Source organism: Curtobacterium sp. MCBD17_019, from assembly GCF_003234555.1.
GTDB lineage: Bacteria > Actinomycetota > Actinomycetes > Actinomycetales > Microbacteriaceae > Curtobacterium.
The window spans coordinates 1-23,610 of sequence record NZ_QKTT01000011.1 but is presented as its reverse complement, the minus strand read 5'-3'; the positions used below and the strand labels follow the sequence as shown (position 1 = coordinate 23,610).

The window sequence follows — 23,610 nt, the reverse complement described above, 5'->3', positions numbered from 1 at the left end:
ACTCCTGATCCTGATCCGCCACGGATGGTCCTGCGATGGTCGGTCGCGCCGTGGCCGTACGTGGACGATACCGCTCCACGGACTGATCGGTACGCCCTTTCTGGGTCGACGTCCAGGTTGGCCAGCGAGCGCCGGGACCACGAGCGGACATCGCCGGGGTCTGTGGAGAGCGACCCCCGGTGTCGGCGGCGCCGATTACCCTGGTGGCGTGGTCACCGCCTTGTATCGCCGTTACCGGCCCGAGAACTTCGCCGAACTCATCGGCCAGTCGCAGGTGACCGATCCGCTGCGGACAGCACTCCGGGCAGACCGCGTCAACCACGCCTACCTCTTCAGCGGACCGAGGGGTTGTGGCAAGACCACGTCGGCACGGATCCTCGCGCGGTGTCTCAACTGCGCTCAGGGCCCGACGGACACGCCATGCGGAGTGTGCCCGAGCTGTGTGGAGCTGGCGCGGGACGGCGGCGGGTCGCTCGACGTCATCGAGATCGACGCAGCCAGCCACAACGGCGTGGACGACGCACGCGACCTCCGCGACCGCGCCGTGTTCGCCCCGGCACGCGACCGCTACAAGATCTTCATCCTCGATGAGGCCCACATGGTCACGCCGCAGGGGTTCAACGCACTCCTCAAGTTGGTGGAGGAACCACCGGAGCACGTCAAGTTCATCTTCGCGACGACCGAGCCCGAGAAGGTCATCGGGACCATCCGCTCGCGGACCCACCACTACCCGTTCCGGCTCGTGCCGCCGGCGTCCATGCTCGAGTACGTCGAGCAGCTGTGCGCGCAGGAGTCCGTGTCGGTGGCGCCCGGTGTCCTGCCGCTCGTGGTCCGGGCCGGCGGGGGATCGGTTCGGGACACCCTGTCGCTCCTCGACCAGCTGATGGCCGGGAGCGAGGACCGCACGATCGCCTACGACCGCGCGGTCGCACTCCTCGGGTACACCGATGCCGCCCTGCTCGACGACGTCGTGGACGCGCTCGCCGTGGCGGATCCGGCCTCGGCGTTCTCGGCCGTCGACCGCGTCGTGCAGACAGGTCAGGATCCGCGTCGCTTCGTCGAGGACCTGCTCGAACGGCTCCGCGACCTCATCGTCGTCGCCGCCACCAACGAGGGCGCTGCGGGCGTGTTGCGCGGAGTCTCGCCCGAGGAACTCGAGACGATGACGCGGCAGGCGGCCGTCTTCGGCGCGGTCGGGCTCTCGCGCGCGGCCGACATCGCGAACCGTGCGCTCACCGAGATGACCGGCGCGACGTCGCCCCGCCTGCACCTCGAACTCATGGTGGCGCGGATGCTCGTGCCGGAGAGCGATGACAGCCAGCGGGGCGCCCTGGCGCGCGTCGAGCGCCTCGAGCGTCGCGTCGGCGTCGGTGACGCCGGGGGCACGACCGGTTCTGCGCCCGTCGCTGTCGTCACGTCAAGCGCACCGGCTGCCGCACCCGCGCCGGCGCCGGCGCAGGCCGCGCCGACGACGGCCGCGCCGACCCCGGCTTCGACCCGTGCCACCGCTGCTGCTGCCCCGGCCAGCGCGTCCGGGACCGAACGGGCCGACGATGACGAGCAGCGCGCGGTCCCCGGCGCGGTCGAGGTCGTCCCCACGACCGGCAGCGCGCCCTCGGGTGCGGGCTCGCCCTCGTCGACCGGTGTCGGCGCGGCGCTCGCGGCCTCGCCGGCGGTCCGGGCCGTCGGCGAGCTGGGCGTGCAACAGGTGCGGGACAGCTGGCCGCAGGTCGTCGAGCACGTGCAGCGCGCTCGACGGTCCGCCTGGATGGTCGTCGTGACCGCGCAGGTGACCGCCTTCACGGACGACGTCCTCACACTGACGTTCCCGAGTCAGCAGGACGTCGCGTCGTTCAAGCAGATGACCGACCCGAAGGACAGCGTCAGCGAGTACCTCCGGGCCGCCATCCTCGATGTCCTCGGCGTCCGTGTGAAGTTCGTCGCTCGCGGGCCGGCACCCGCTGGGTCGAACCCGGACGCGGGACGGCCCGCACCCGAGCGTCAGGCGGTGCCGGAGCGTCAGGCGACACCCGAGCGCCAGTCGGTGCCGGAGCGTCAGGCGGTGCCGGAGCGTCAGGCGGTGCCGGAGCGTCAGGCGACACCCGAGCGCCAGTCGGCGCGCGAGCGCCAGTCGGCGCCCGAGCGTCAGCCGACACCCGAGCGCCAGTCGGCGCCTGAGTCCGCACCGGCGGCGCCGACGCGTGACGGCGCTCGCGGATCCTCCGAGCAGAGCAGCGCACAGGTGCCGGCCTCAGCCGGGGGATCGGCGCCAGCAGCCGCGCCTGCTCCGTCCCGAGCATCCGCAGCCGCGCCGGCCCCCGCTCCCACCGGCCCGGTCACCGACTGGGTGGTCGCGACGATCCCGGCGTCCGATCCCACTGCAGATGCCGTCCCGGACGACGTCGAGCCGTCGTGGGCCGCGCCCTTCGGGGTGGCGTCGAGCCCGGACGGCATGGCACCGGCCGCCGTCGCGCCGGCCGGACGGACGGGCGGTGCGCCCGCGGATGCCCCGACGAGCGCGCCCGCTGCCGGTGCCGTCCGTGGTCCGGCCAGCACCCCGGCCGTCGCAGGCGGACCGAGCGACGTGCCGGTCGACGACTACCCCCTCGACGACGAGCCCTACGACGACGGAGCGCCGTTCCCGGACCCGGGCCCGTCGGGTCGATCCGCCGCGGGGCCCGTACCCACCGGAGGACGAGCACCGTCGGCGTCCGCACCTCGCGGGGGCGGCACCCCAGCTCCCGCCCGGACGGCCCCGTCGGCGCCCGAGCGGCCCGCCCGTGTGCCGGTCCCCGGACGCTACGGCGAGGCGGTCGTCCGTGAGATCCTCGGGGCCCAGTTCATCGAGGAGACCACGCTCGACAGCAGCGGGTCCGGAGGCTTCTGACCATGTACGACGGCATCGTCCAGGACATCATCGACGAGTTCGGCCGTCTGCCGGGGATCGGTCCGAAGTCCGCGCAGCGGATCGCGTTCCACATCCTGCAGACCGAGTCGTTCGACCCGACGCGCCTCGCGGAACTCCTCATGACGGTCAAGGAGAAGGTCCGCTTCTGCGAGGTCTGCGGGAACGTGACCGAGACGGAACGCTGCAGCATCTGCCGCGATCCCCGCCGCTCGCCCGCGGTCATCTGCGTGGTCGAGGAGGCCAAGGACGTCGCTGCGATCGAGCGGACCCGTGAGTTCCGCGGGCTGTACCACGTGCTCGGCGGCGCGATCAGCCCGATCGACGGCGTCGGCCCCGACGACCTCCGCATCCAGGGTCTGCTGACGCGGCTCGCGGACGGCACCGTGGACGAGGTCATCATCGCGACCGATCCGAACCTCGAGGGCGAGGCGACGGCCACCTACCTCAGCCGGCTCCTCGTGCCGATGGGGGTCCGGACGACGCGCCTCGCTTCCGGACTCCCGGTCGGTGGGGATCTCGAGTACGCCGACGAGGTCACGCTCGGACGCGCGTTCGAGGGGCGCCGGCTCGTGGGCGGTTGACCCGGGCCTCCCGGTCGACGGGCGCCGGTCGGCGACCGCCCGGGGTCGCTGCGTGCGGCGTGCACGCGACGCAACAGTCCGAGGACACTCGGTAGAATCGGCGGACCGCGTCCGTGGGAGTCCAGGAGTTCGTCAGTGGCATTGATCGTGCAGAAGTTCGGTGGCTCGTCCGTCGCGGACGCCGAGAGCATCAAGCGCGTGGCCAAGCGGATCGTCCAGACGAAGAAGGCCGGCAACGACGTCGTCGTGGCCGTCTCCGCGATGGGCGACACGACGGACGAGCTCCTCGACCTCGCGAACCAGGTCACCCCGTTGCCGTCCGGTCGCGAGCTGGACATGCTCCTCACCGCGGGCGAGCGGATCTCGATGGCGCTGCTCGCGATGGCGATCAAGAGCCTCGGGGTCGAAGCCAGCTCGTACACCGGCAGCCAGGCGGGCATGCTGACCGACGCCCAGCACGGCCGTGCCCGGATCGTCGACGTCACCCCGAAGCGCGTCCGTGAGGCCCTCGATGCCGGACACGTGGCGATCGTCGCGGGGTTCCAGGGCTTCAACCGCACGACGGGTGAGATCACCACCCTCGGCCGCGGTGGCTCCGACACGACCGCCGTCGCCCTGGCCGCTGCCCTCGGTGCCGACGTGTGCGAGATCTACACCGACGTCGATGGCATCTTCAGCGCCGACCCGCGGGTCGTCCCGAAGGCGCGCAAGATCGACCGCATCACGAGCGAGGAGATGCTGGAGCTCGCGGCCGCGGGCGCCAAGGTCCTCTACATCCGCGCCGTCGAGTACGCCCGGCGGCACGGCGTCACCCTGCACGTCCGGTCCTCGTTCAACAACACCGAGGGCACCATCGTCTACAACCCTGCCGAGGGGGAGTCCGTGGAAGAACCGATCATCACCGGCATCGCCGGCGACCTCTCCGAGGGCAAGATCACGGTGGTCGGCGTGCCCGACCAGCCGGGCAAGGCGGCCGAGATCTTCACGACCGTCGCCCGGGCCGGCGCGAACATCGACATGATCGTGCAGAACGTTTCCGCCGCGGCGACCGGCCGCACCGACATCTCCTTCACGCTGCCGAAGTCGCAGGGCTCCGGGGTCCTCACCGCGCTCGAGGCCTCGAAGGCGAGCATCGGCTACGAGACCGTGCAGTACGACGACCAGATCGGCAAGCTCGCCCTGGTCGGTGCTGGCATGCGGACGAACGCCGGGGTGTCGGCGCAGCTGTTCCGTGCGCTCCACGAGGCCTCGATCAACATCGAGATGATCTCGACGAGCGAGATCCGGATCTCGGTCGTCACGCGGGCCGACACCCTGAACGAGGCGATGCGCGTCGTCCACTCGGCGTTCGGTCTCGACGCCGACGTCGAAGCCGTCGTCTACGCCGGCACCGGCCGGTAGACAGGAGACACCATGAGCGAGCTCACCGTCGCCGTCGTCGGCGCCACCGGGCAGGTCGGCACCGTCATGCGCCGTCTACTGGAGGACCGTGCCTTCCCCGCCACGACGGTCCGGTTCTTCGCCACCGCCCGCTCCGCAGGCACGACGTTGCCGTTCCGGGGCGAGGACATCGTCGTCGAGGACTCGGCGACCGCGGACCCGACGGGCATCGACATCGCCCTGTTCTCCGCCGGGGCATCGGGATCCCGGACCCTGGCACCGCGCTTCGCCGCCGCGGGGGCGCTCGTCATCGACAACTCGAGCGCCTGGCGGATGGACCCGGATGTCCCGCTCGTCGTGAGCGAGGTCAACCCGCATGCGATCGACGAGGCACGCAAGGGCATCATCGCGAACCCGAACTGCACGACCATGGCGATCATGCCGGTCCTCAAGGTGCTCGATGCCGAGGCCGGTCTGCGCCGGCTCGTCGCGACGACGTACCAGGCCGTCTCCGGCAGCGGCCTCGCCGGCGTGGAGGAACTGCTCGGGCAGGCCCGGGCGGCGCTCGAGCAGGACGCCGCGGCCCTCACGCACGACGGCTCCGCCGTGACCTTCCCGGAGCCCACGAAGTACGTCGCGCCGATCGCCTTCGACGTCATCCCCCTCGCGGGCAGCATCGTCGACGACGGCTGGGGCGAGACGGACGAGGAGCAGAAACTCCGGAACGAGAGCCGCAAGATCCTCGAGCTGCCCGACCTGCTCGTCGCGGGGACCTGCGTCCGGGTCCCGGTGTTCACGGGGCACTCGATCTCGGTGAACGCGGAGTTCGCGCGCCCCCTGACGCCGGAGCGAGCGTCGGAGGTCCTCGCCGGCGCACCGGGCGTGCAGTTGTCCGAGGTCCCGACGCCCCTGCAGGCCGCCGGCGCCGACCCGAGCTTCGTCGGGCGGATCCGGACGGACCGCTCGGCACCCGAGGGGCACGGGCTCGCCCTCTTCGTCAGCAACGACAACCTCCGGAAGGGTGCCGCGCTCAACGCGGTCCAGATCGCGGAGGCGGTGCTCGCCCGCCGCGCGGTCGTCGCCTGACCCAGGCCGTGCCTCCCGGCGCCGGCGCAGCCGGTGTCGGACCGCCGCCGGTAGGATCATCGGGTGCCAGAGAAGCCAGTGCAGCCGTTGGACGTCGTCCTGATCGGCGGTGGCATCATGAGCGCGACGCTGGGCGCGCTCATCCACCGTCTCGAGCCGGACTGGTCCATCCGGATCTACGAGCGCCTCGCCGACGTCGCCGAAGAGTCCTCCAACCCCTGGAACAACGCGGGAACCGGGCACTCGGCACTCTGTGAGCTGAACTACACGCCGGAGTTGCCCGACGGTTCCGTGGACATCAGCAAGGCCATCGGCGTCAACGAGCAGTTCCAGGTCTCGCGGCAGTTCTGGGCGCACCTCGTCGAGACCGGCGCGCTCGCCGCTCCCGAGACCTTCATCAACCCGACGCCGCACATCAGCTTCGTCTGGGGCGAGGACAACGTGTCCTACATGCGCACACGGTACGAGGCGATGAAGGACCACCCGCTCTTCGCCGGCCTCGAGTACAGCGACGACGCACGCCAGATCCGCCGGTGGGCGCCCGCGCTCATCCCCGGCCGGAAGCGGTCGCAGCCCATCGCGGCGACGTACTCGCCCGCCGGGTCCGACGTCGACTTCGGTTCCTTGACGCGTCAGCTCGTCGACGGGCTGCGCCGGGACGGCGTCCAGTTCGAGTCGAACCACGTCGTGAAGAACGTGTCGCGCCGGAAGGACGGCACCTGGGAGCTCCTCGTCAAGAACGAGGTGGGGCAGTCGAGGTCCCGCATCGCAGCGAAGTTCGTCTTCGTGGGTGCCGGCGGTGGCGCGCTCCAGCTCCTCCAGCGCTCCGGCATCCCGGAGATCCGCGGCTACGGCGGGTTCCCCGTGAGCGGTGAGTTCCTCCGCTCCGACGACCCGGCGGTCGTGGTCAAGCACGCCGCCAAGGTCTACGGCAAGGCGTCGGTCGGTGCGCCGCCCATGTCGGTGCCGCACTTGGACACGCGGATCGTCGACGGTCAGGCGAGTCTGATGTTCGGGCCGTACGCCGGGTTCAGCCCGAAGTTCCTCAAGCAGGGCTCCTGGTCGGATCTCTTCCGGTCGATCCGGCTCCACAACCTGCGGCCGATGCTGTCGGTCGCGTTCTCGAACATGGACCTGGTCCGCTACCTGGTCGGGCAGCTGCTCGCGAGCCGGTCCCGCAAGTTCGCCGCGCTCCGGGACTTCATGCCGTCCGCACAGCCGGGGGACTGGCACCGGATCACGGCGGGACAGCGCGTCCAGGTCATCAAGCCCGACCGCGAGCGAGGCGGTGTCCTGCAGTTCGGCACCGAGGTCATCACCTCGGCGGACGGCAGCATCGCCGGGCTGCTCGGCGCCTCGCCCGGGGCGTCGACCGCGGTGCCGATCATGCTCGGGCTGCTCGAGCGCTGCTTCCCCGACCGCCGGGACCGCTGGGCGGATGCCATCCGGGGGATGGTGCCGACGTACGGCAAGCGGTTGTCGGACGACCCGGCGCTCGCTGACGAGACGCTCACCCGGACCGCGGCGACGTTGCACCTCCACCGCTGACCGCTGCCGCTTGACCTCCGTTCGAACACGTGTTCGAATGGGGACATGCGGTGGGACGGCCAGACGATCGATGCCTCGGACGACGCGATGCTCCCCGGGCTCGCGTCGAACCGCGGGTTCGTCCGGAGCGTGACGACGCCGGAGTTCGCCGGGGTCACGTTCCACGAGGTCCTGGCCAAGTCGGCGCTCAACCGGGTCGGCGGCCACGACGGCGGCGTGTGGGGGTGGACGATCAACCCCTATCGGGGCTGCAGTCATGCCTGCGTGTACTGCTTCGCCCGCCCCACCCACGCCTACCTCGAGTTCGACGCCGGAGCGGACTTCGACCGGCAGATCGTGGTCAAGACGAACGTGTCCGAGGTCCTCACGCGTGAGCTGGCGCGACCCTCGTGGGATCGTCATCCCGTCGCGCTGGGCACGAACACGGACCCGTACCAGCGTGCCGAGGGGCGATACCGGCTCATGCCCGGGATCATCCGCGCGCTCGCCGACTCGGGCACGCCGTTCAGCATCTTGACGAAGGGCACCTTGCTCCGTCGCGACATCCCGATCCTCGTCGAGGCCGCGGAGCGCGTCCCGGTGGACCTCGCCATGTCCATCGCCGTGTACGACGACGACCTCCAGCAGTCGGTGGAACCAGGGACGCCCTCGACGGCCGCGCGCTTGGCGACCGTGCGCGCGGTGCGCGACGCCGGACTCGACTGTTCCGTGTTCCTCATGCCGATCCTCCCGTACGTCACGGACACCAAGGCACACCTGATGGATGCGGTGGGCCGTGCGGCGGCAGCCGGGGCGACGAGCGTGGTGTTCTCCGCCCTGCACCTCAAGCCGGGCGTCAAGCCGTGGTTCATGGACTGGCTCGGACGACGCCACCCGGACCTCGTCGAGCGCTACCGGCGGATGTACCTCGATGCCGCGTACGCACCGCGGGACTACCGACGGTGGCTCTCGGAGCGGATGCGGCCGATCCTCGCCGACCACGGCCTGCCCGTGGGGCGAGTGGACCCGGCGACGGGCTCCATGGGATTCCACGACGGTTCGCCACTCAAACGGGCCGCGGCGTCCTTCGGTGACGAGGTCGGCGAGGCACAGGGCGCTGCGTCGGCTGCGGCTGCCCCGGTGACCCCGGTGGCCCCGGTGGCCCCGGCAGCAGCGGTCCGGATCCTCCCGGCAGTTGGGGCCCCGGCGGTGCCGACCGCCGTGTCCCCGACCACGGCAGGCCGCGCCCGAGGGGACCTCGACGTCGCCGCAGGGTCGGCCGTCACCCTGTTCTGACGTCGTCATCCACGCCCGGCGAGCATGGTCGCGCGGGCGCTGCCTCCGCCGACGTCGCGGGCCGGCTCTCGGGCTCGGGTCCGGGCATTCGGGGGACACACCATGGTCGCGACGGCCCGCTACAATCAGGTCAACCCGAGCCAACTCCACTGTTCGGGGTACACGACGCGCGCTGTGGTGGTTGAATCGGCCGCGGCGCACCAGGGCGGCGGAAGGGACGGCACCGATGCTCGGGATTCCAACGCACCTCGCGCCGCGCGTGAACGCATGGTCGCTGGTGCGGGCGTTCCACGCTGCCGCCCTCGCAGCACTGGTCGCACTCGTCGCGGTCCTCGGGCTGTACGGCGCGGTCATGGGGTCGCCGCGCGTCGGACTCGCGGTGCTCGCGCTCGTCCCGACGACCGTGATGATCGCCGTCCACGCACGCATCGGTACGTGGCGCTCTGCGGCGGCGTTCCTGCTCGTGGGGGGCGCGTGCTCGTACTGGTTCACGATCGTCGTGGCGAGCGGCCTCGGCGCGCCCACCTGGATCGAGTCGTACCTCTTGTCGCTCGCCGTCATCCCGCTCGTCCTCGTGGGTGGGGCGAGCACGTCGACGGGACGGGTGATCGCGTGGTCGATCCTCGGGTTCTCGGTCGGTCACCTCGCGACGTTGATCGGCACCGCCCAGGTGATCGGTCAGGTGGTGCCGACCCTGCTCGCGTGGGTGACCATGGGGCTCGTCGTCGGGATCGTGGGCGTCGCCACGGGGCTGACCGCGCGGTTGCAGCGCGTCCAACCCGAGCTGCTGCGGTCGGCGCGCGAGGAGCACGTGTCGACGTACCGGCAGGGCATCGAGCTCGAGGCCGCGGCGATCCTCCACGACACGGTCCTCAACCACCTCAACGCGATCGCCCTCGCCCCCGCGGGCCCCATGGACGCCACCCTCGCCCGGACCGTCGACGAGGACTTCGCGATGCTCACCGGACACGAGTGGTTGGCGGCGCCGGACGCGGGCCGGGACGCCGATGCGCAGGGACGAGCCGTGACGGACGACGACGTGGTCCACCGGACGGTGGAGGAGTGCCGGTCCGCGGGCCTCCAGGTCGACCTGACCGGCGACCCGGGCGTCACCGCCCGGCTGGACCAGCCGGTCGCGGCCGCGCTCGCGCGTGCGCTCGCGCAGTGCCTGACGAACGTCCAGAAACACGCCGGTACCGATCGCGCCGAAGTCAGCGTGTTCGACGACGGCCTCATGTGCACCGTGATGGTCGTCGACGACGGCCGGGGCTTCGACGAGCGGACGACCGGCGCCGACCGCCTCGGTCTCCGCAACTCCGTGCGGCAGCGGATCGATCGCGTCGGTGGTGAGGTGCAGGTGTGGTCCTCGCCCGGCAGCGGGACCAGCGTCATGATGTCCGTGCCCTTCGGTCCGGGCCGACGCGGTGCCGCCGAGGGTGACGCGCGGCGCGCCGGCGCGGTCTCGGCACCCTCGTTCCCCGCCGGAGACGACGGCCGGCTCAGGTCGGCCTCGTGAGCCGCGAGCCCGCTCGGACCCCGCAGCAGTACGACCCGCTCGGCGCACTCGGGTCCCGCCCGCTCGCCCTCGTGACCGGGGCCGCCTCGGTCGTCTGGGCGCTCGTGGCCTCCATCGTCGCCCGGGACGTACCGGGGAGTCCCACGCTCTCCGCGCTCACCGTGCTGCTCGTCGCGGCGGCTGCCGGTGTCTCGGCGTTCGCGACGAGTCCGTTCCGTGCGCCGTTCGCGCGCGGGGCGTTCGTCGCCTACACCGCGCTCCTCGCGGCGGCGTCGATCGCGAGCGTCGCGGCGCAGTGGGGCCCGGACCGGGACGCCGCGAACGACTTCATGCCGCTCGTCACGGGCGTCGGCATCCTCGTGATGGCGCCCTACCGGCCCTGGCGCGACGTCCTCGTCGGCGGGGTGGTCCTGGCGGTCGTCGACGCCGTGGCGTTCGGGGCCGTGGCCGCCGCGTTCCCGTCCAGCGTGCCGGTCGCGGTGTCGGCCGTGCTCGCCGCCGTCCCCACCGTCGTGCTCACGACCGCGGCCGTGACGTTCGCGTGGACGTTCGTCGGTCTCGCCGAACGGGTGCAGATCCGCGCGGCCTCGTACTCGGTCGAGCGCGCGGAGCGGGACGGCATCGCCCGCAGCGTCCAGCAGGACCGGGTGACCATCCTCGCGCGCGACGTCATCCCGTTCTTCGAACAGCTCCGGAGGCGCGAGGCGATCACCGACGCCGACCGTGCCCGCGCGCGCTCCATCGCCGACGGCATCCGCCGCGTCATGGTCGCCGAGGCCGATCGCACCTGGCTCGAGCAGGCGCTCATGGCGGACGACGCCGAGGCCGCGCACGTCCATGATCCGGGTGCACTCATCCGCAGCATGGACGTCGACCAGCGGACGGTCGTCCGCACGGCGGTCCGCGCGGTGCTCCGGGCGTCCACCGTCGACCCGGCGGGCGTCCGGATCCGGATCGAGCCGGACCCGCACCACGACGGCCGCGTCCGCTTCACGCTCGAGGCCGCGGTCGCAGCCACGGACCTCGCCATCCACCGCGCCTTCGATCCGTACCTCGCCGTCCTCCGCGTGACGTTCCCGGACCTCGACGTCGAGGTCCGTCCTTCCGCCCTCGCACTAAGGTTCTCTTATGACCAGCACTGACCCGAACAGGCTGACCAACGGGCAGTCGGCGCGGTTCCCTGCCGCCGACGCCCGGCCCGCCGGAGCGACGTCCGTGCCGGCCACCGCGCGCGACGCCCGCGCCGCTCAGGGGGCACCGGGTCAAGGAGCAGGGCAGAGCGCACGGCGCGTCCGGCTCGCGATCCTCGACGACCACGAGGTCCTCCTCGACAGCCTGTCGAGCTGGATCTCGGTGAACGCCTACGACTTCGATCTCGCGCTCACCGCGCACAGCTGGCTCGAGATGGTGCACAGCGACAGCTTCCCGACCGACCTCGTGTTCCTCGACTTCCAGCTCAAGGAACCCGTCTCGATCGAGGCCCGGGTCCGGACCTGCCGTGCTGCCGGCGCGAAGGTCGTGGTGTTGTCGAGCGTCGACACGCGGGAGTCCCGCGACCGTGCACTGCAGGCCGGAGCCGCGGCGTTCCTGTCGAAGTCGCTGCCGATGCGCGAGGTCATGGACATCGCCCGCGACATCATGGGCGTCGCTCGTGAGGCCGCTCCGCAGCGCGACTGGCGTCCCCTGCCGACCGGTGCGAACGCGCACCAGCGGCCGAAGCTGAGCCACGGTGAGGAAGAAGCGCTCCGGTTGTACGTGTCGGGGTTCTCGACGAACGAGGTCGCCGCGCAGATGAACGTGCAGTACGAGACCGCCAAGACGTACCTGCGTCGCGTGCGGGAGAAGTACGGCAAGGTCGGTCGGCCGGCATCGAAGAAGTCCGATCTCATCCGGCGCGCGGCGGAGGACGGGTTCCTCCAGTAGTGGCGAAGCTGTACTTCCGCTACGGCGCCATGAACAGCGGCAAGAGCACCGCGCTGCTCCAGGCGGCGTTCAACTACGAGGAGCGGGGCCAGCGGGTGCTCCTCGCGAAGCCCTCGGTGGACACGAAGGGCGACCGGCACATCGTCTCGCGCCTCGGCGTGACCCGTCCCGTCGACCTCGTCGTCGGTGGGTCGGATGACGTGCGCGCCGCGGTGGCCACGGCGAGCGGGACCGACCCGATGTCGTCGTCCCTCGACGGCATGGTGCGGCCGGTGAGCTGCGTCCTCGTCGACGAGGCCCAGTTCCTCACGCCCCGGCAGGTCGACGACCTGCTCCGCATCGCCGTCCTCGACGAGGTCCCGGTGCTCGCCTACGGTATCCGCACCGACTTCCGGACCGAGGCGTTCCCGGGCAGCCGCCGTCTCCTCGAGGTCGCCCACTCCCTCGAGGAGCTGAAGACCATCTGCCGATGCGGCCGGAAGGCCGTGTTCAACGCGCGCAAGGTCGACGGCGTGTTCGTCTTCGCCGGGTCGCAGGTGGCGATCGACGGCGCCGACGTGACGTACGAGTCGCTCTGCGCCACCTGCTACCTCACCGAGTCCGGCGGCGTCCTCGACGGCGACTGACGTCGGTCGGGAGGCGCGGTGCCGGTCCGACCGCACCGTGCCGCCCGGGATCCAGCCGCGGTGGCGGCCCGCTGCGGATGCGCCCCAGCCGTGCCTCCCGGGATCCAGCCGCGGTGGCGGCCCGCTGCGGGTGGGCCCGAGCCGTGCCTCCCGGGAATCCGGCGGCGCCACGAGGCGTTGCAGTGGGCATGACCGACACCAGCGTGCACCTGTCCGTCCTCGACCTGGCGACGCGGGAGTACGGGCAGTCGAACGGTGACGCGCTCCGGGGGAGCGTGGAGACCGCGACCGTCGCGGAGCGGCTCGGGTACGAGCGGTTCTGGGTCGCGGAGCACCACGGCATGCCCGGCATCACGTCGTCCGCACCGGCGGTGCTGCTCTCCGCCGTGGGCGCGGCCACGTCCACGATCCGTATCGGCAGCGGCGGTGTCATGCTGCCGAACCACGCCCCACTCGTCGTCGCCGAGCAGTTCGGCACGCTCCGTGCCCTCTACGGCGACCGCGTCGACCTCGGGCTCGGACGCGCTCCGGGTACCGACGGGGCGACGGCGATGGCCCTCCGTCGGACCGACCGGCTCGACGTCGACGACTTCCCCGACCGCCTCGCCGACCTCATCGGGTTCTTCACGGGCATGGAGCCCACGAACCCCCTCGCGCGCATCCAGGCGGTCCCGGGATACGGCGACGTGCCGGAGTTCTGGCTGCTCGGGTCGTCCGGCTACAGCGCCCAGGTCGCCGGCGTGCTCGGCGTCTCGTTCGCGTTCGCGCACCACTTCGCCGCGGACAACACCGAGGCGGCGCTGGAGCTCTACCGGTCCTCGTTCCGTCCGTCGCGGTTCCTGTCCGAACCGCGGTCGATGATCGGCGTCCAGGTCGTCACCGACGAGGACCCCCGAGTCGTCGACGAGCAGTCCGCGCCGGGCATGATCTCGTTCATCCGCATGCGTCAGGGTGCGAAGCCGCAGCCCGTGAGCATGGACGAGGCCCGGGCCCATCAGTTCGACGAGCTCGAGCGCCGGTTCATCGCCGCGCGGATCGCCCGCCAGGCGTACGGCTCCGCCGACGAGGTCGCCGACAAGCTGTCGTCCCTGCTCGACTCGACGGGTGCCGACGGCCTGATCATCGCGCCGGGTGCCGCGCAGGCCCCGTACCGGCACCAGGCGCTCGAGACCGTCATGCGGCTGCACCGGGAGGGCCGGATCACCCGGACCGCGTCGGCTGCTGCTTCCGCCCTCTGACGCGTCCGCCACGCGGACGCGCATCCGCGAGCGGCCGACGGACTGGGGCTGGCCGGTCGCGAGCGGCGGTCCTGCCTGCGGAAGGACGAAGGGCCCGGCTCACATGAGCCGGGCCCTTCGTGGTGGTCGGGGTGACAGGATTTGAACCTGCGACCTCCTCGTCCCGAACGAGGCGCGCTACCAAGCTGCGCCACACCCCGCGGTGCGGTTGTCCGAATCGGAGCAACCCCAGAAGTCTACCGGATGATCGGGGGTGTTCGAGACCACGCGTCGGATGGTCAGACCGTGCGCGCCGTGAGCGTGACGACGACCGCCTCGGGTCGGACCGCGAACCGCACGGGCGCGTAGATCGACGTCCCGATCCCCGCCGAGACCTCGAGCCAGGACCAGTGCGTCCGGTTCTCCCACCGGTGCAGACCGCTCGCGTAGCGCCGGGGGAGGTCCGAGTTCGTGACGAGCGCGCCGTACCCGGGGACCGCGACCTGGCCGCCGTGCGTGTGTCCCGCGAACACGATGTCCGCGCCCTGGGCGACGAACGCGTCGAGCACGCGGCGGTAGGGCGCGTGCGTCACGCCGATCGACACGGGCTCCGGTCCCGGCTCGTCCGTCCACGGGACGTTCTCGCGGAGCTCGTCGACGGTGTTCGGCAGGAGATCGAGGCGGTCCCAACCGCGGTGCGCGTCGCCGGTCCCGAACAGTTCGAGGCGTGAGCCGCGGAGTTCGACGGCACGTGCCCGGTTGTTCAGGTCGAGCCAGCCCAGGGACTCGAAGAACGCGTGCTGGCGCGTGACGTCGAGGCGCACCGGTTCGACGTCCTTGCGGAGCTGGCTGGGGCCGCCGAAGTACTTGAGCGGGTTGCGCGGGCTCGGCCCGAAGTGGTCGTTCGAGCCGTCGACGAAGACGCCGGGCACGCCGCGGAACGGTTCGAGTGCGTACTCCACCGCCGCGTTCGCCATCGGGTGGCTGACGTTGTCGCCCGTGTTCACGATGAAGTCGGGCTCGACGAGGCTCAGGTCACGGAGCCACTGCTGCTTGTCGGACTGCCACGGCGCCATGTGGATGTCGGACAGGTGCAGCACGGTCAGGTCCCGTGATCCCGGTGGCAGGACCGGGACGGTCTCCCACCGGATCGAGAACCGCCGACGCTCCACGAGCGTGCCCCACGCCGCACTCCCGACGCCGACGGCCGCGCCGACCGCGAGGACGCCGAGCGCGGCCGAGCCGCCGCGACCGCGCGTCACTTGCAGTTCCCCGGGTCCTTGCCGTCCGGCGTCCCGTACAGCGTGAGCGTCACCTGGGCCGACTTCGTCGCGGCGGTCCCGGCGGCCGGGTCCGTCGACGCGACCTTGCAGGCCTGGCCGTTCGTGCCCTTCTGGAAGGTGCCGCTCACGGTCACGGACGTGAAGCCCTGATCGCCGAGGGTCGCCTTGGCGTCCGACGACGTCCTGCCCTTGACGGCGGGGACCTTCGCCTGGGACCCGTCGCTGGTGAACACCGTGACGCTCGATCCCTTCGAGAGCATCGTGCCCGCGGTGGGCGAGGTCGAGGACACCGTGCCCGCGGCGGCGGACCCCGCCTGTGTGCCACCGTCGACGAACGTGAAGCCGTCCGCGGCGAGCGTCGTCTGGGCGTCGGCCGTCGTCTTCCCGCTGAGGTCCGGCACGCTCACGGAGGACCCGTTGATCGCGGACGACGTGGGGTCCGTGAACACGCCGGGTGCGTACTGCTGGTTGACCGGCGTCTGCGCCTGTCGCCAGACGGACGCGCGCTGCGACGCGAGGGTGGTCCCGCTCGCGGGCGAGTACACGTGCCGGAGGCTGATCCGCTTGCCGTCCGTGTTGCCCTGCCAGTAGGCCGTGACGACCTTGGTGCTCCCGCCGACGAGCCAGATCTGGTCGGCGTTGTCGGTGGTCCCCGTCTTGCCGAAGAGCTGGGCTCCGTCGTACGTCTGCGCGCCCACCGCGGTGCCGCTCGAGATCGTGCGCTTCATCGCGTAGACCGCGGCCTGCGCCACGCTCGGGTCGATGACCTGCTTGCACTGCTTCGTCTGGCCGCCGAGCGACGTGCCGTTCGCGTCCGTGATGCCGTCGATCGCGATCGGAGCGCAGTACACGCCGTTGTTCGCGACGGTGGCGTACGCCGACGCCATCGTGAGGGGCGCGATGTTGTTCACACCGAGCACGGACGAGGGCACGGTCTTCAGCGCCTTGCCGTCGGCGTCGTGCACGCCGAGCTTCTGCGCCACGTCACGGATGTCGCAGAGGTCGAGCTTGGCCGCCATGGACTCGAAGGCCGCGTTGACCGACTCGGCGGTGGCGTTGACGACCGAGTAGTACCCGCGTTCGCCGAGCGAGTCGTTCTTCGGGTTCCAGGGGGTGTACAGCGTGCTCCCGCAGTGCTGCCATGCGCTCACCGTGTGGGGCGTCCCGTTGACGCTCTCGTACAAGCCGTGCCCGTTCTCGAGCCAGTCGAGGAGCGTGAACAGCTTGTACGTCGACCCGGTCTGGAACCCGATCGAGTTGCCGTACTTGTGGTCGACGCTGTAGTTGATGCTCGTGGATGACGGGGGCGAGGTCGGGGACTGGTCGTAGTCCTTGTTCTGCGCCATCGTCAGGATCCGCCCCGTGGACGTCTCGACGGAGTCGAAGGTCGACCCGAGCGAGAGCGCTGTCGAGCCCTTGTCGTCGTACGTGTCGAGCAAGGTCTTCTGCTGCCCGTTGAGGTCGAGGTCGAGCGTGGTCTGGATCTTGTACCCGCCGGTCCGCCACGCGGCGTCGCGTTCCTCCTGGGTCCCGCCGAGCTGGTCCATCTCCTTGACGACCTTGACGGCGTAGTCGCAGAAGAACTGGGCGCCGGTTCCACCGGCCGCCTGGCACCCCTGCGTGGCCGGGGTCAGGTGGACGTAGTCCGCGGGCTTCGTCACGAGGGCGCTGTCGAGGTCCGCCTTCGAGATGTCGTGCTCGGCGAACATCGCCTTGAGGATGACGTCGCGGCGGGCCTGGTTGGCGTCGTAGTACTTCGGGTCCGAGAGGTTCCGCGTGTTCGGCGACTGCACGATCGCCAGGATCGACGCGGCCTCGACCGGCGAGAGGTTCGTGGCGCTCTTGTTGAAGTAGTGTTGCGCTGCCGCCTGCACCCCGTACGTGTTGTCGCCGAAGTACGCGATGTTGAGGTACGCGGTGAGGATCTGCTTCTTCGTGTACTTCTTCGCCAGACCGATGGCGAGCTTCATCTCCTCGAGCTTGCGCGGGATCGTCTGTTCGACGGCCTGGTTGTAGGCCTTCAGCTGCTCGGCCTTGGTCGGCTTCTCGAGCGCCTGCTGCATCTTGATGTTCCGGACGAGCTGCATCGTCAGCGTCGACGCCCCACCGGAGTCACCGAGGCTGCCACCGGCGATGCTGCCCACACCCGCGCGCACCAACGACGCGACGTCGACGCCGCCGTGGCTCCAGAAGCGGCGGTCCTCACCGTCGACCGCGGCGTCCTTGAGCATCGGGGAGATCTGGTCGTACGTCAGTTCCTCGCGGTTCTGGTCGTACACGGTCGCGAACTGCACGGACTTGCCGCCCTGGTACGCGTAGAGTTCATTCCGCTGAGGCAGCGCACCGATCTCGATGTACTCCGGCAGCGACTCGAAGACGCCGATCGTGGACGTCGTCGTGACGCCCGCGACGGCGATGGCGGGGGTCACCCCGATCGTCACGAGCAGTCCGGCGAGCACGCTGAAGCCGACGAAACCGACCAGGGCGCCGACGGCGGAGACGGGCTTCGTCCTCTGGGCAGACATAGGATGCAGCCTAGATGATGCCCCCGACCGTCCAGCTGACAAGGAGCCGCATGCCCCGCTGGGAGTACCTCACCACCCCGTTGATCATCCACAACACGACGGCGATCCTGAACAACTTCGGCCAGGACGGCTGGGAGCTGGTGCAGGTGGTGCAGGGTCCCGAGGGCGGGCTCGTGGCGTACCTCAAGCGTCCGCTGGCGTCGGCGTGAACGTCGACGCACGACTGGCCGAACTCGGCATCACCCTGCCGGAGGTCGCCGCCCCGGTCGCGTCCTACGTCCCCGCCGTCGTGGCCCAGGGCTTCGTGTACACCTCCGGGCAGCTGCCGTTCGTCGACGGAGCGCTCCCGGTCAGCGGCAAGGTCGGCGCGCAGGTCACCGCGGACGTCGCCCGGGACCAGGCACGCCAGTGCGCCCTCAACGCCCTCGCCGCGGCGCGTGCCGCGATCGGGTCGCTCGACCGCGTGGCTCGCGTGGTCAAGGTGACGGGGTTCGTCGCCTCCGACCCGTCCTTCACCGGGCAGCCCGGCGTCGTCAACGGCGCGTCGGACCTCCTCGGCGCGGTCTTCGGCGACGTCGGCGTGCACGCGCGCAGCGCCGTCGGGGTGGCGGTGCTGCCGCTCGACGCGCCCGTCGAGATCGAGCTCGTCCTCGAGCTCGCGGCCTGACACCGCCCGGGACGCCGCGAACCGACGCCGGGTACGCCGTGACCGGTCGGTGTGTTGGGGGAGACCGGCCACGGCGCCGCTCATCGCCGCAGGTGCGGTGACCGCCCGTCAGAGCGTCGTCCGCGCGGGCGCCGCGTCGTCACCATCCGGTCGTTGATCGGACAACGCGTGCGCTTCGCGGTCCCGCCGCAGCAGGGAGGTCCGTGCCCGTTCCGCGGGCCGGCTCGACCGGTCCGTCAGAGCAACTCCGTGATCCGTCGCATCACGTCGGCGTCCGCCAGCGTCGTCGTGTCCCCGACGCCCCGTCCTTCCGCGAGGTCGCGGAGCAGCCGCCGCATGATCTTGCCCGACCGGGTCTTCGGCAGTTCCGGCACGACGACGACCTGACGCGGGCGGGCGATCGCACCGATCCGCGTGGCGACGAAGGTGCGGAGTTCCGCGGCCACGGCCTCCCGGTCGACATCGTCGGCGGACGCCCGCAGGATGACGAAGGCGACGATCGCCTGTCCGGTGGTCGGGTCGGCGGCGCCGACCACGGCCGCCTCGGCGACCGCCTGGTGCTCGACGAGCGCCGACTCGATCTCGGCGGTGGAGAGGCGATGCCCCGACACGTTCATGACGTCGTCCACCCGGCCCAGCAGCCAGAGGTCGCCCTCGCCGTCGAGCCGTGCGCCGTCACCGGCGAAGTAGCGGCCGGGGAACCGCGACCAGTAGGTCTCGACGAACCGCTCCGGGTCGTTCCAGATGCCCCGCGCCATCGACGGCCAGGGCTCCGTGATCGTGAGGTAGCCGCTCCCGCCTCGCGGCACGACCGCTCCGTCGTCGTCGACGACCTCGGCGCTGATCCCGGGGATCGGCGTCTGCGCGGCTCCGGGCTTCAACCGCGTCACGCCGGGGAGGGCGGACACCATGATCGCGCCCGTCTCCGTCTGCCACCAGGTGTCGACGACCGGCGTGCGGTCGTGCCCGATGACCTGCCGGAACCAGTGCCAGGCCTCCGGGTTGATGGGTTCGCCGACCGAGCCGAGGAGCCGCAACGAGCCGAGATCGCGCTCGTCGGGGATCGCACGCCCGGCCTTCATCGCCGCGCGGACGGCGGTGGGTGCCGTGTAGAGGACGGTGACCCCGTACCGGTCGACGACGTCCCACCAGCGCCCGGGACGCGGTTCGTCCGGGGTGCCTTCGTACAGCACCTGGGTGACGCCGTTCGCCAGGGGGCCGTACACGACGTAGCTGTGGCCGGTGATCCAGCCGATGTCCGCCGTGCACCAGTAGACGTCGCGGTCAGCGTGGATGTCGAACACGTTCCGGTGCGTCCAGGCCGCCTGGGTCAGGTAGCCGCCCGACGTGTGGACGATCCCCTTCGGGCGCCCCGTGGTGCCCGACGTGTACAGGATGAACAGCGGCTGCTCCGCCGGGAACGCCCGGGCCTCGTGCTCCGGGGAGGCGGCCGGCACGAGGTCGTGCCACCACAGGTCGCGATCGTCCTGCCACCCGACCGCGTTCCCGCCGCGGCGGACCACGACGACGTGCTCGACCGATCCGGTCCCCGCCCCGGCGAGGGCTTCGTCGACCGCGGGCTTGAGCGGGGCGACCGCGCCCTTCCGCCAGCCGCCGTCGGCCGTCACGACGACCTTCGCGCCGGCGTCCTCGATCCGGGCGCGGAGGCTCTCGGCGCTGAAGCCGCCGAACACCACCGAGTGCACGGCGCCGATCCTGGCGACCGCGAGCATCGTCACCACCGCCTCGGGGACGAGCGGCATGTACACGACGACCCGGTCGCCGACCCCGACGCCGAGGGACTCGAGGGCGTTCGCGGCGCGGCGGACCTCGTCGGTCAGTTCCGCGTAGGTGATGTCCCGTCGGTCGCCCGGCTCGCCCTCGAAGTGGATCGCGACCCGCTCGCCGTGCCCGTCCCGTACGTGCCGGTCGAGGCAGTTCTCGGCGACGTTGAGCGTGCCGTCCTCGAACCAGCGGACGAACGGTGCGTCCGAGGTGTCGACGGTCCGCGCGAACGGAGTCCGCCAGGTGAGGAGCTCGTGTGCCTGTCGGGCCCAGAACGCCGCCGGGTCCTCTCGTGCTGCGTCGTACACGTCGGGCTGCGCGATCGCGGTCGCGGAGAACTCCGGTGACGGGGGGAACCCGTCGTGGGGCGTGACCGGGGACTCGGCGGGAGTGGGCATCGGCGTCCTTTCGCATCGTCGCGACGGGTTGTGGCTGTTCGGGACACTACCGCGGACGACGACCGTCACGCCTCCGATCCTGTCGGTGCGGACAGACTGCCCTCGGAACGGTCGCGGTGCGCCCACGACGGTGTTGTCGTGGGGTACACTGGTGGTACCGGACTCGTTTCCGGGGGCAGCGGTCGGGATTCCCCCCAATCCTCCGTTGTCTGGCGGCACCCGTTCCCCCCAACTGGTGCCGCCCCTTTCTCTTCCTGGTGAGGGTCGACGCGGTCGAGGGCGACCGTGGGCCCTCGGGACGCCTCCCGATCGCCGCGCTGTACACAGAACGGTCGGTCTGGGGGCTCGGCGGACGTCGCCGCAGCGGTCCATCCCCGTCCGAGCCGAGCGGCTGACCCTCGCACCGACAGCGGTCGTCGACGCTGCTCGTCGTGCCTCGCGGCACCGTACGCCCGACCCGGGCCGCGACGACCGCGGGCGCGGACCGCACCCGCACAACGGGGTACAGATCGCGTCCCGTCGGTGCGCTCGTCACATACCTCCTCCACAGGTCGCGCCGCCTCGGAGTCATCCACCGCGGGTGCTGTCGAGCGATCGGCGCCCTCGGCGCCTGCGTACCGTTCCGCGGCATGCACGACACCGAGACGCCGCGTCCGCCCGGGGTGGCCTGGACGCAGGACGTGACACCGTTCGTTCCGTCCACGACGAGCGACGGACCGCCGCTGCTCGACTCCCGGCCCCGTCCGGACCGGCTCGTCGACTTCGACGAGCTCTACCCGCTCGTCGCCGATCCGCACATCACCGACGTGCTGGTGATCGGTGGCCGCGGAGTCTGGGTCGACGACGGGATCCGACTCCGATCCGTGGTGGGGATGGTGCTCCCGGAGGCCCGCACGCGGGAACTCGCCGTCCGCTTGGTGGCGCTGGGCGGTCGCCACGTCGACGAGTCCACGCCCTGCGCGGACGTCCACCACGTCGGCGGCATCCGCGTGCACGTCGTGCTCCGTCCGATCGCCCACCACGGGACCGCGATCAGCATCCGGCTGCCGAGCACCGAGCAGCTCGGGCTGTCGGACCTCGAAGCGGCCGGGTTCTTCACCAGCGTCGCCCGGACCGAGGTCGAGGACGCCGTGCGCGCGCGCCGGAACGTGCTCGTCAGCGGAGCGACCGGCAGCGGCAAGACCACCCTGCTCGGCGCGATGCTCGCACTCGTCCCGCACCACGAACGCATCCTCACGGTCGAGGACGTCGCCGAACTCCGCGTCGCTCACCCACACGTCGTCGCGCTGCAGGCCCGGCAGGCGAACGCGGAGGGTGCGGGCGCGATCGGGCTCGACCGGTTGATCCGCGAGGCCCTGCGGATGCGGCCGGACCGGATCGTCGTCGGCGAGTGTCGCGGAGCCGAGGTCCGGGAACTCATGAGCGCCCTCAACACCGGACACGACGGCGGCGCGGGCACGCTGCACGCGAACGGCGTGGCGGACGTCCCCGCGCGGCTCGAGGCCCTCGGCGCGCTCGCCGGGCTCGGATCGGACGCGCTCGCGCGGCAGGCCGTCAGCGCGTTCGAGCGTGTGTTCCACGTCGGACGGACCGCCGGGACCCGGCGGCTCGAGGCGGTCGCGTCCCTGGCGCTCGACGGAAGCGGCCGACTGGTCGTCCGTCAGACGGCGCCGACGGCGGCGGCGGCGGCGCAGTGACCGGCCCGCACGACGCGACGACGACCTCCGGTGTCGCCGCCTCGCGTCTGGCCCGGGAGGCCCGTCCGCCCGACCGTCCCGCGGAGGTCGCCACCGCCACGGCGCGCGTGCTCGAACGGGTCGCGGCGTTGGTGGGCGGCGGGCTCGCACCGCGCCGTGCCTGGCGCATCGTGGCGGCGCGGGAACCCGCGATCGCACCGCTCGTCGTCGCGTGCGACGCCGGCGAGGACCTCGTCGCGGCGATCGCCAGGCTGCCCGGTCCTGCCTGGGCGCAGGTGGCCGCGATGTGGCGGGTCGCCGAGCGCATCGGCGCGCCCGCCGGTCCGGCGCTCGCCGCGGCCGCCGCGGCGTTCCGCGACGTCGCCGAGGGCGAACGTGCCGTGGAGGTGGCGCTCGCGGGTCCACGCGCGAGTGCTCGTGTCGTCCTCGCGCTGCCGCTGGTGGGCGTGCTCTTCGGGCTCCTCTCGGGTGCGGATGCGTTGCGCTTCCTCCTCCTGACACCGCTCGGTTGGGCGTCGATCGTCGTCGCCGTCGGGCTGGTGGCGCTCGCGAGGGCCTGGACTGCCGCCCTCGTCCGTCGGGCCCGGCCGGACGGGCCCGTGCCGGGGCTCGTCCTCGAGACCTGGGCGATCGCGGTCTCGGGCGGTGCGGCGTGGTCGACCGCCGAACGGGTGGTCGCCGAGTCGGTCGTGCCGCCTCCGGACGCCGAGGCCCGCGCGGCCGCCGAGACCCTGGCCGTCGCTGCGGAGGCGGGCGTGCCCGCGGCGGCACTGCTCCGCACGAGCGCACTGGACGTCCGACGTCGCGTGGTCGCCGACCGTCTGGCTGCGGCGGAGCGGTTGAACGCCCAGCTCGTCGTGCCGCTGGGGCTGTGTGTCCTGCCGGCGTTCGTCCTCGTCGGCGTCGTCCCGGTCGTCGTCGGCATCGCGTCGTCCACCATCGCCGCCGTCACGTGATCGTCCACAAGCCGGGCGACGGCGACGTGGGCGACGACGCTGGGCCGCGATGATCAGAGCCGACACCGCGGGCGGGGGCCCGCGGTCGACCCGGGCGGACGACACGGCCGCCCGGGTGCCGGATGACCGATGTGTGCATGACAGAGAGGAACGACGATGGTGGTCGACGGGGGACGGACACGGCGGGACGCACGGCGGGCTCGGGCCCGGCGGACGACCCGGTGGGGGCGGTGGTGGTC

At 71.8% G+C, this 23,610-nt stretch carries 18 protein-coding genes and 1 tRNA gene; 15 read left to right on the top strand and 4 right to left on the bottom strand.

What is annotated here, in order from left to right; genetic code table 11:
• Window positions 1-208: 208 nt before the first annotated feature.
• The 11 genes from DEI82_RS11090 (at window position 209) to DEI82_RS11040 (ending at window position 14,081) form a co-directional block, all read left to right on the top strand.
• On the top strand, window positions 209-2,887 hold the full coding sequence (locus tag DEI82_RS11090) for a DNA polymerase III subunit gamma and tau (protein WP_111036795.1): 2,679 nt from the start codon (window positions 209-211) through the stop codon (window positions 2,885-2,887).
• 2 nt (window positions 2,888-2,889) lie between these two features.
• Complete coding sequence (recR, locus tag DEI82_RS11085; protein WP_111013517.1) at window positions 2,890-3,489, top strand: recombination mediator RecR; 600 nt, start codon at window positions 2,890-2,892, stop codon at window positions 3,487-3,489.
• A 135-nt stretch (window positions 3,490-3,624) separates the two neighbouring features.
• Window positions 3,625-4,890, top strand: coding sequence for an aspartate kinase (locus DEI82_RS11080; protein ID WP_111013516.1), 1,266 nt, complete (start codon window positions 3,625-3,627; stop codon window positions 4,888-4,890).
• Window positions 4,891-4,902: 12 nt separating this feature from the next.
• Window positions 4,903-5,955 carry an aspartate-semialdehyde dehydrogenase gene (locus DEI82_RS11075; RefSeq protein ID WP_111036794.1) on the top strand — a complete coding sequence of 351 codons (1,053 nt, stop codon included), beginning with the start codon at window positions 4,903-4,905 and terminating at the stop codon, window positions 5,953-5,955.
• A 63-nt stretch (window positions 5,956-6,018) separates the two neighbouring features.
• Window positions 6,019-7,503 carry a malate:quinone oxidoreductase gene (locus tag DEI82_RS11070; protein ID WP_111036793.1) on the top strand — a complete coding sequence of 495 codons (1,485 nt, stop codon included), beginning with the start codon at window positions 6,019-6,021 and terminating at the stop codon, window positions 7,501-7,503.
• Between the two features lie 45 nt (window positions 7,504-7,548).
• A complete protein-coding gene (locus DEI82_RS11065; protein ID WP_258372042.1) occupies window positions 7,549-8,778 on the top strand; it encodes an Rv2578c family radical SAM protein in 1,230 nt (409 codons plus the stop codon).
• A 226-nt stretch (window positions 8,779-9,004) separates the two neighbouring features.
• On the top strand, window positions 9,005-10,294 hold the full coding sequence (locus DEI82_RS11060) for a sensor histidine kinase (protein ID WP_146242897.1): 1,290 nt from the start codon (window positions 9,005-9,007) through the stop codon (window positions 10,292-10,294).
• Window positions 10,291-11,436: a hypothetical protein gene (locus DEI82_RS11055; protein WP_111036791.1), complete on the top strand. Its 1,146-nt coding sequence runs from the start codon at window positions 10,291-10,293 to the stop codon at window positions 11,434-11,436. Before DEI82_RS11060 ends, DEI82_RS11055 begins: the two co-directional genes overlap by 4 nt.
• Entirely contained in the window at window positions 11,423-12,217 is a 795-nt protein-coding gene (locus DEI82_RS11050; protein WP_258370171.1) for a response regulator, read from the top strand. The genes DEI82_RS11055 and DEI82_RS11050 overlap by 14 nt, the downstream gene beginning before the upstream one ends.
• Window positions 12,217-12,843, top strand: coding sequence for a thymidine kinase (locus DEI82_RS11045; RefSeq protein ID WP_111009475.1), 627 nt, complete (start codon window positions 12,217-12,219; stop codon window positions 12,841-12,843). Before DEI82_RS11050 ends, DEI82_RS11045 begins: the two co-directional genes overlap by 1 nt.
• Window positions 12,844-13,031: 188 nt before the next feature.
• The gene (locus tag DEI82_RS11040) at window positions 13,032-14,081 is read left to right on the top strand and encodes an LLM class flavin-dependent oxidoreductase (protein ID WP_111036854.1); all 1,050 of its coding nucleotides are present in this window, start codon (window positions 13,032-13,034) and stop codon (window positions 14,079-14,081) included.
• A gap of 123 nt (window positions 14,082-14,204) precedes the next feature.
• Here the strand turns inward: DEI82_RS11040 and DEI82_RS11035 are convergent.
• From DEI82_RS11035 to DEI82_RS11025, 3 genes are all read right to left on the bottom strand, one after another.
• Window positions 14,205-14,281, bottom strand: a tRNA-Pro gene (locus tag DEI82_RS11035).
• A gap of 78 nt (window positions 14,282-14,359) precedes the next feature.
• Entirely contained in the window at window positions 14,360-15,322 is a 963-nt protein-coding gene (locus DEI82_RS11030; protein ID WP_111036790.1) for a metallophosphoesterase, read from the bottom strand.
• Entirely contained in the window at window positions 15,319-17,868 is a 2,550-nt protein-coding gene (locus DEI82_RS11025; protein WP_111036789.1) for a transglycosylase domain-containing protein, read from the bottom strand. The genes DEI82_RS11030 and DEI82_RS11025 overlap by 4 nt, the downstream gene beginning before the upstream one ends.
• Before the next feature lie 50 nt (window positions 17,869-17,918).
• Here DEI82_RS11025 and DEI82_RS16535 point away from each other — a divergent pair, with 50 nt between their 5' ends.
• Both DEI82_RS16535 and DEI82_RS16530 read left to right on the top strand, forming a co-directional pair.
• Entirely contained in the window at window positions 17,919-18,077 is a 159-nt protein-coding gene (locus DEI82_RS16535) for a DUF4177 domain-containing protein (RefSeq protein WP_258370170.1), read from the top strand.
• Window positions 18,074-18,535 (top strand): RidA family protein, encoded by a 462-nt coding sequence (locus tag DEI82_RS16530; RefSeq protein ID WP_258368514.1) that lies wholly within the window; start codon window positions 18,074-18,076, stop codon window positions 18,533-18,535. The genes DEI82_RS16535 and DEI82_RS16530 overlap by 4 nt, the downstream gene beginning before the upstream one ends.
• A gap of 236 nt (window positions 18,536-18,771) precedes the next feature.
• Here the strand turns inward: DEI82_RS16530 and acs are convergent, their stop codons facing one another.
• On the bottom strand, window positions 18,772-20,718 hold the full coding sequence (acs, locus tag DEI82_RS11015; protein ID WP_111036788.1) for an acetate--CoA ligase: 1,947 nt from the start codon (window positions 20,716-20,718) through the stop codon (window positions 18,772-18,774).
• 629 nt (window positions 20,719-21,347) lie between these two features.
• Between acs and DEI82_RS11010 the strand changes: the two genes are divergently transcribed.
• Together DEI82_RS11010 and DEI82_RS11005 are read left to right on the top strand one after the other, a co-directional pair.
• A complete protein-coding gene (locus tag DEI82_RS11010) occupies window positions 21,348-22,415 on the top strand; it encodes a CpaF family protein (protein ID WP_111036787.1) in 1,068 nt (355 codons plus the stop codon).
• The gene (locus DEI82_RS11005; RefSeq protein WP_111036786.1) at window positions 22,412-23,371 is read left to right on the top strand and encodes a type II secretion system F family protein; all 960 of its coding nucleotides are present in this window, start codon (window positions 22,412-22,414) and stop codon (window positions 23,369-23,371) included. Before DEI82_RS11010 ends, DEI82_RS11005 begins: the two co-directional genes overlap by 4 nt.
• Window positions 23,372-23,610: the final 239 nt, after the last annotated feature.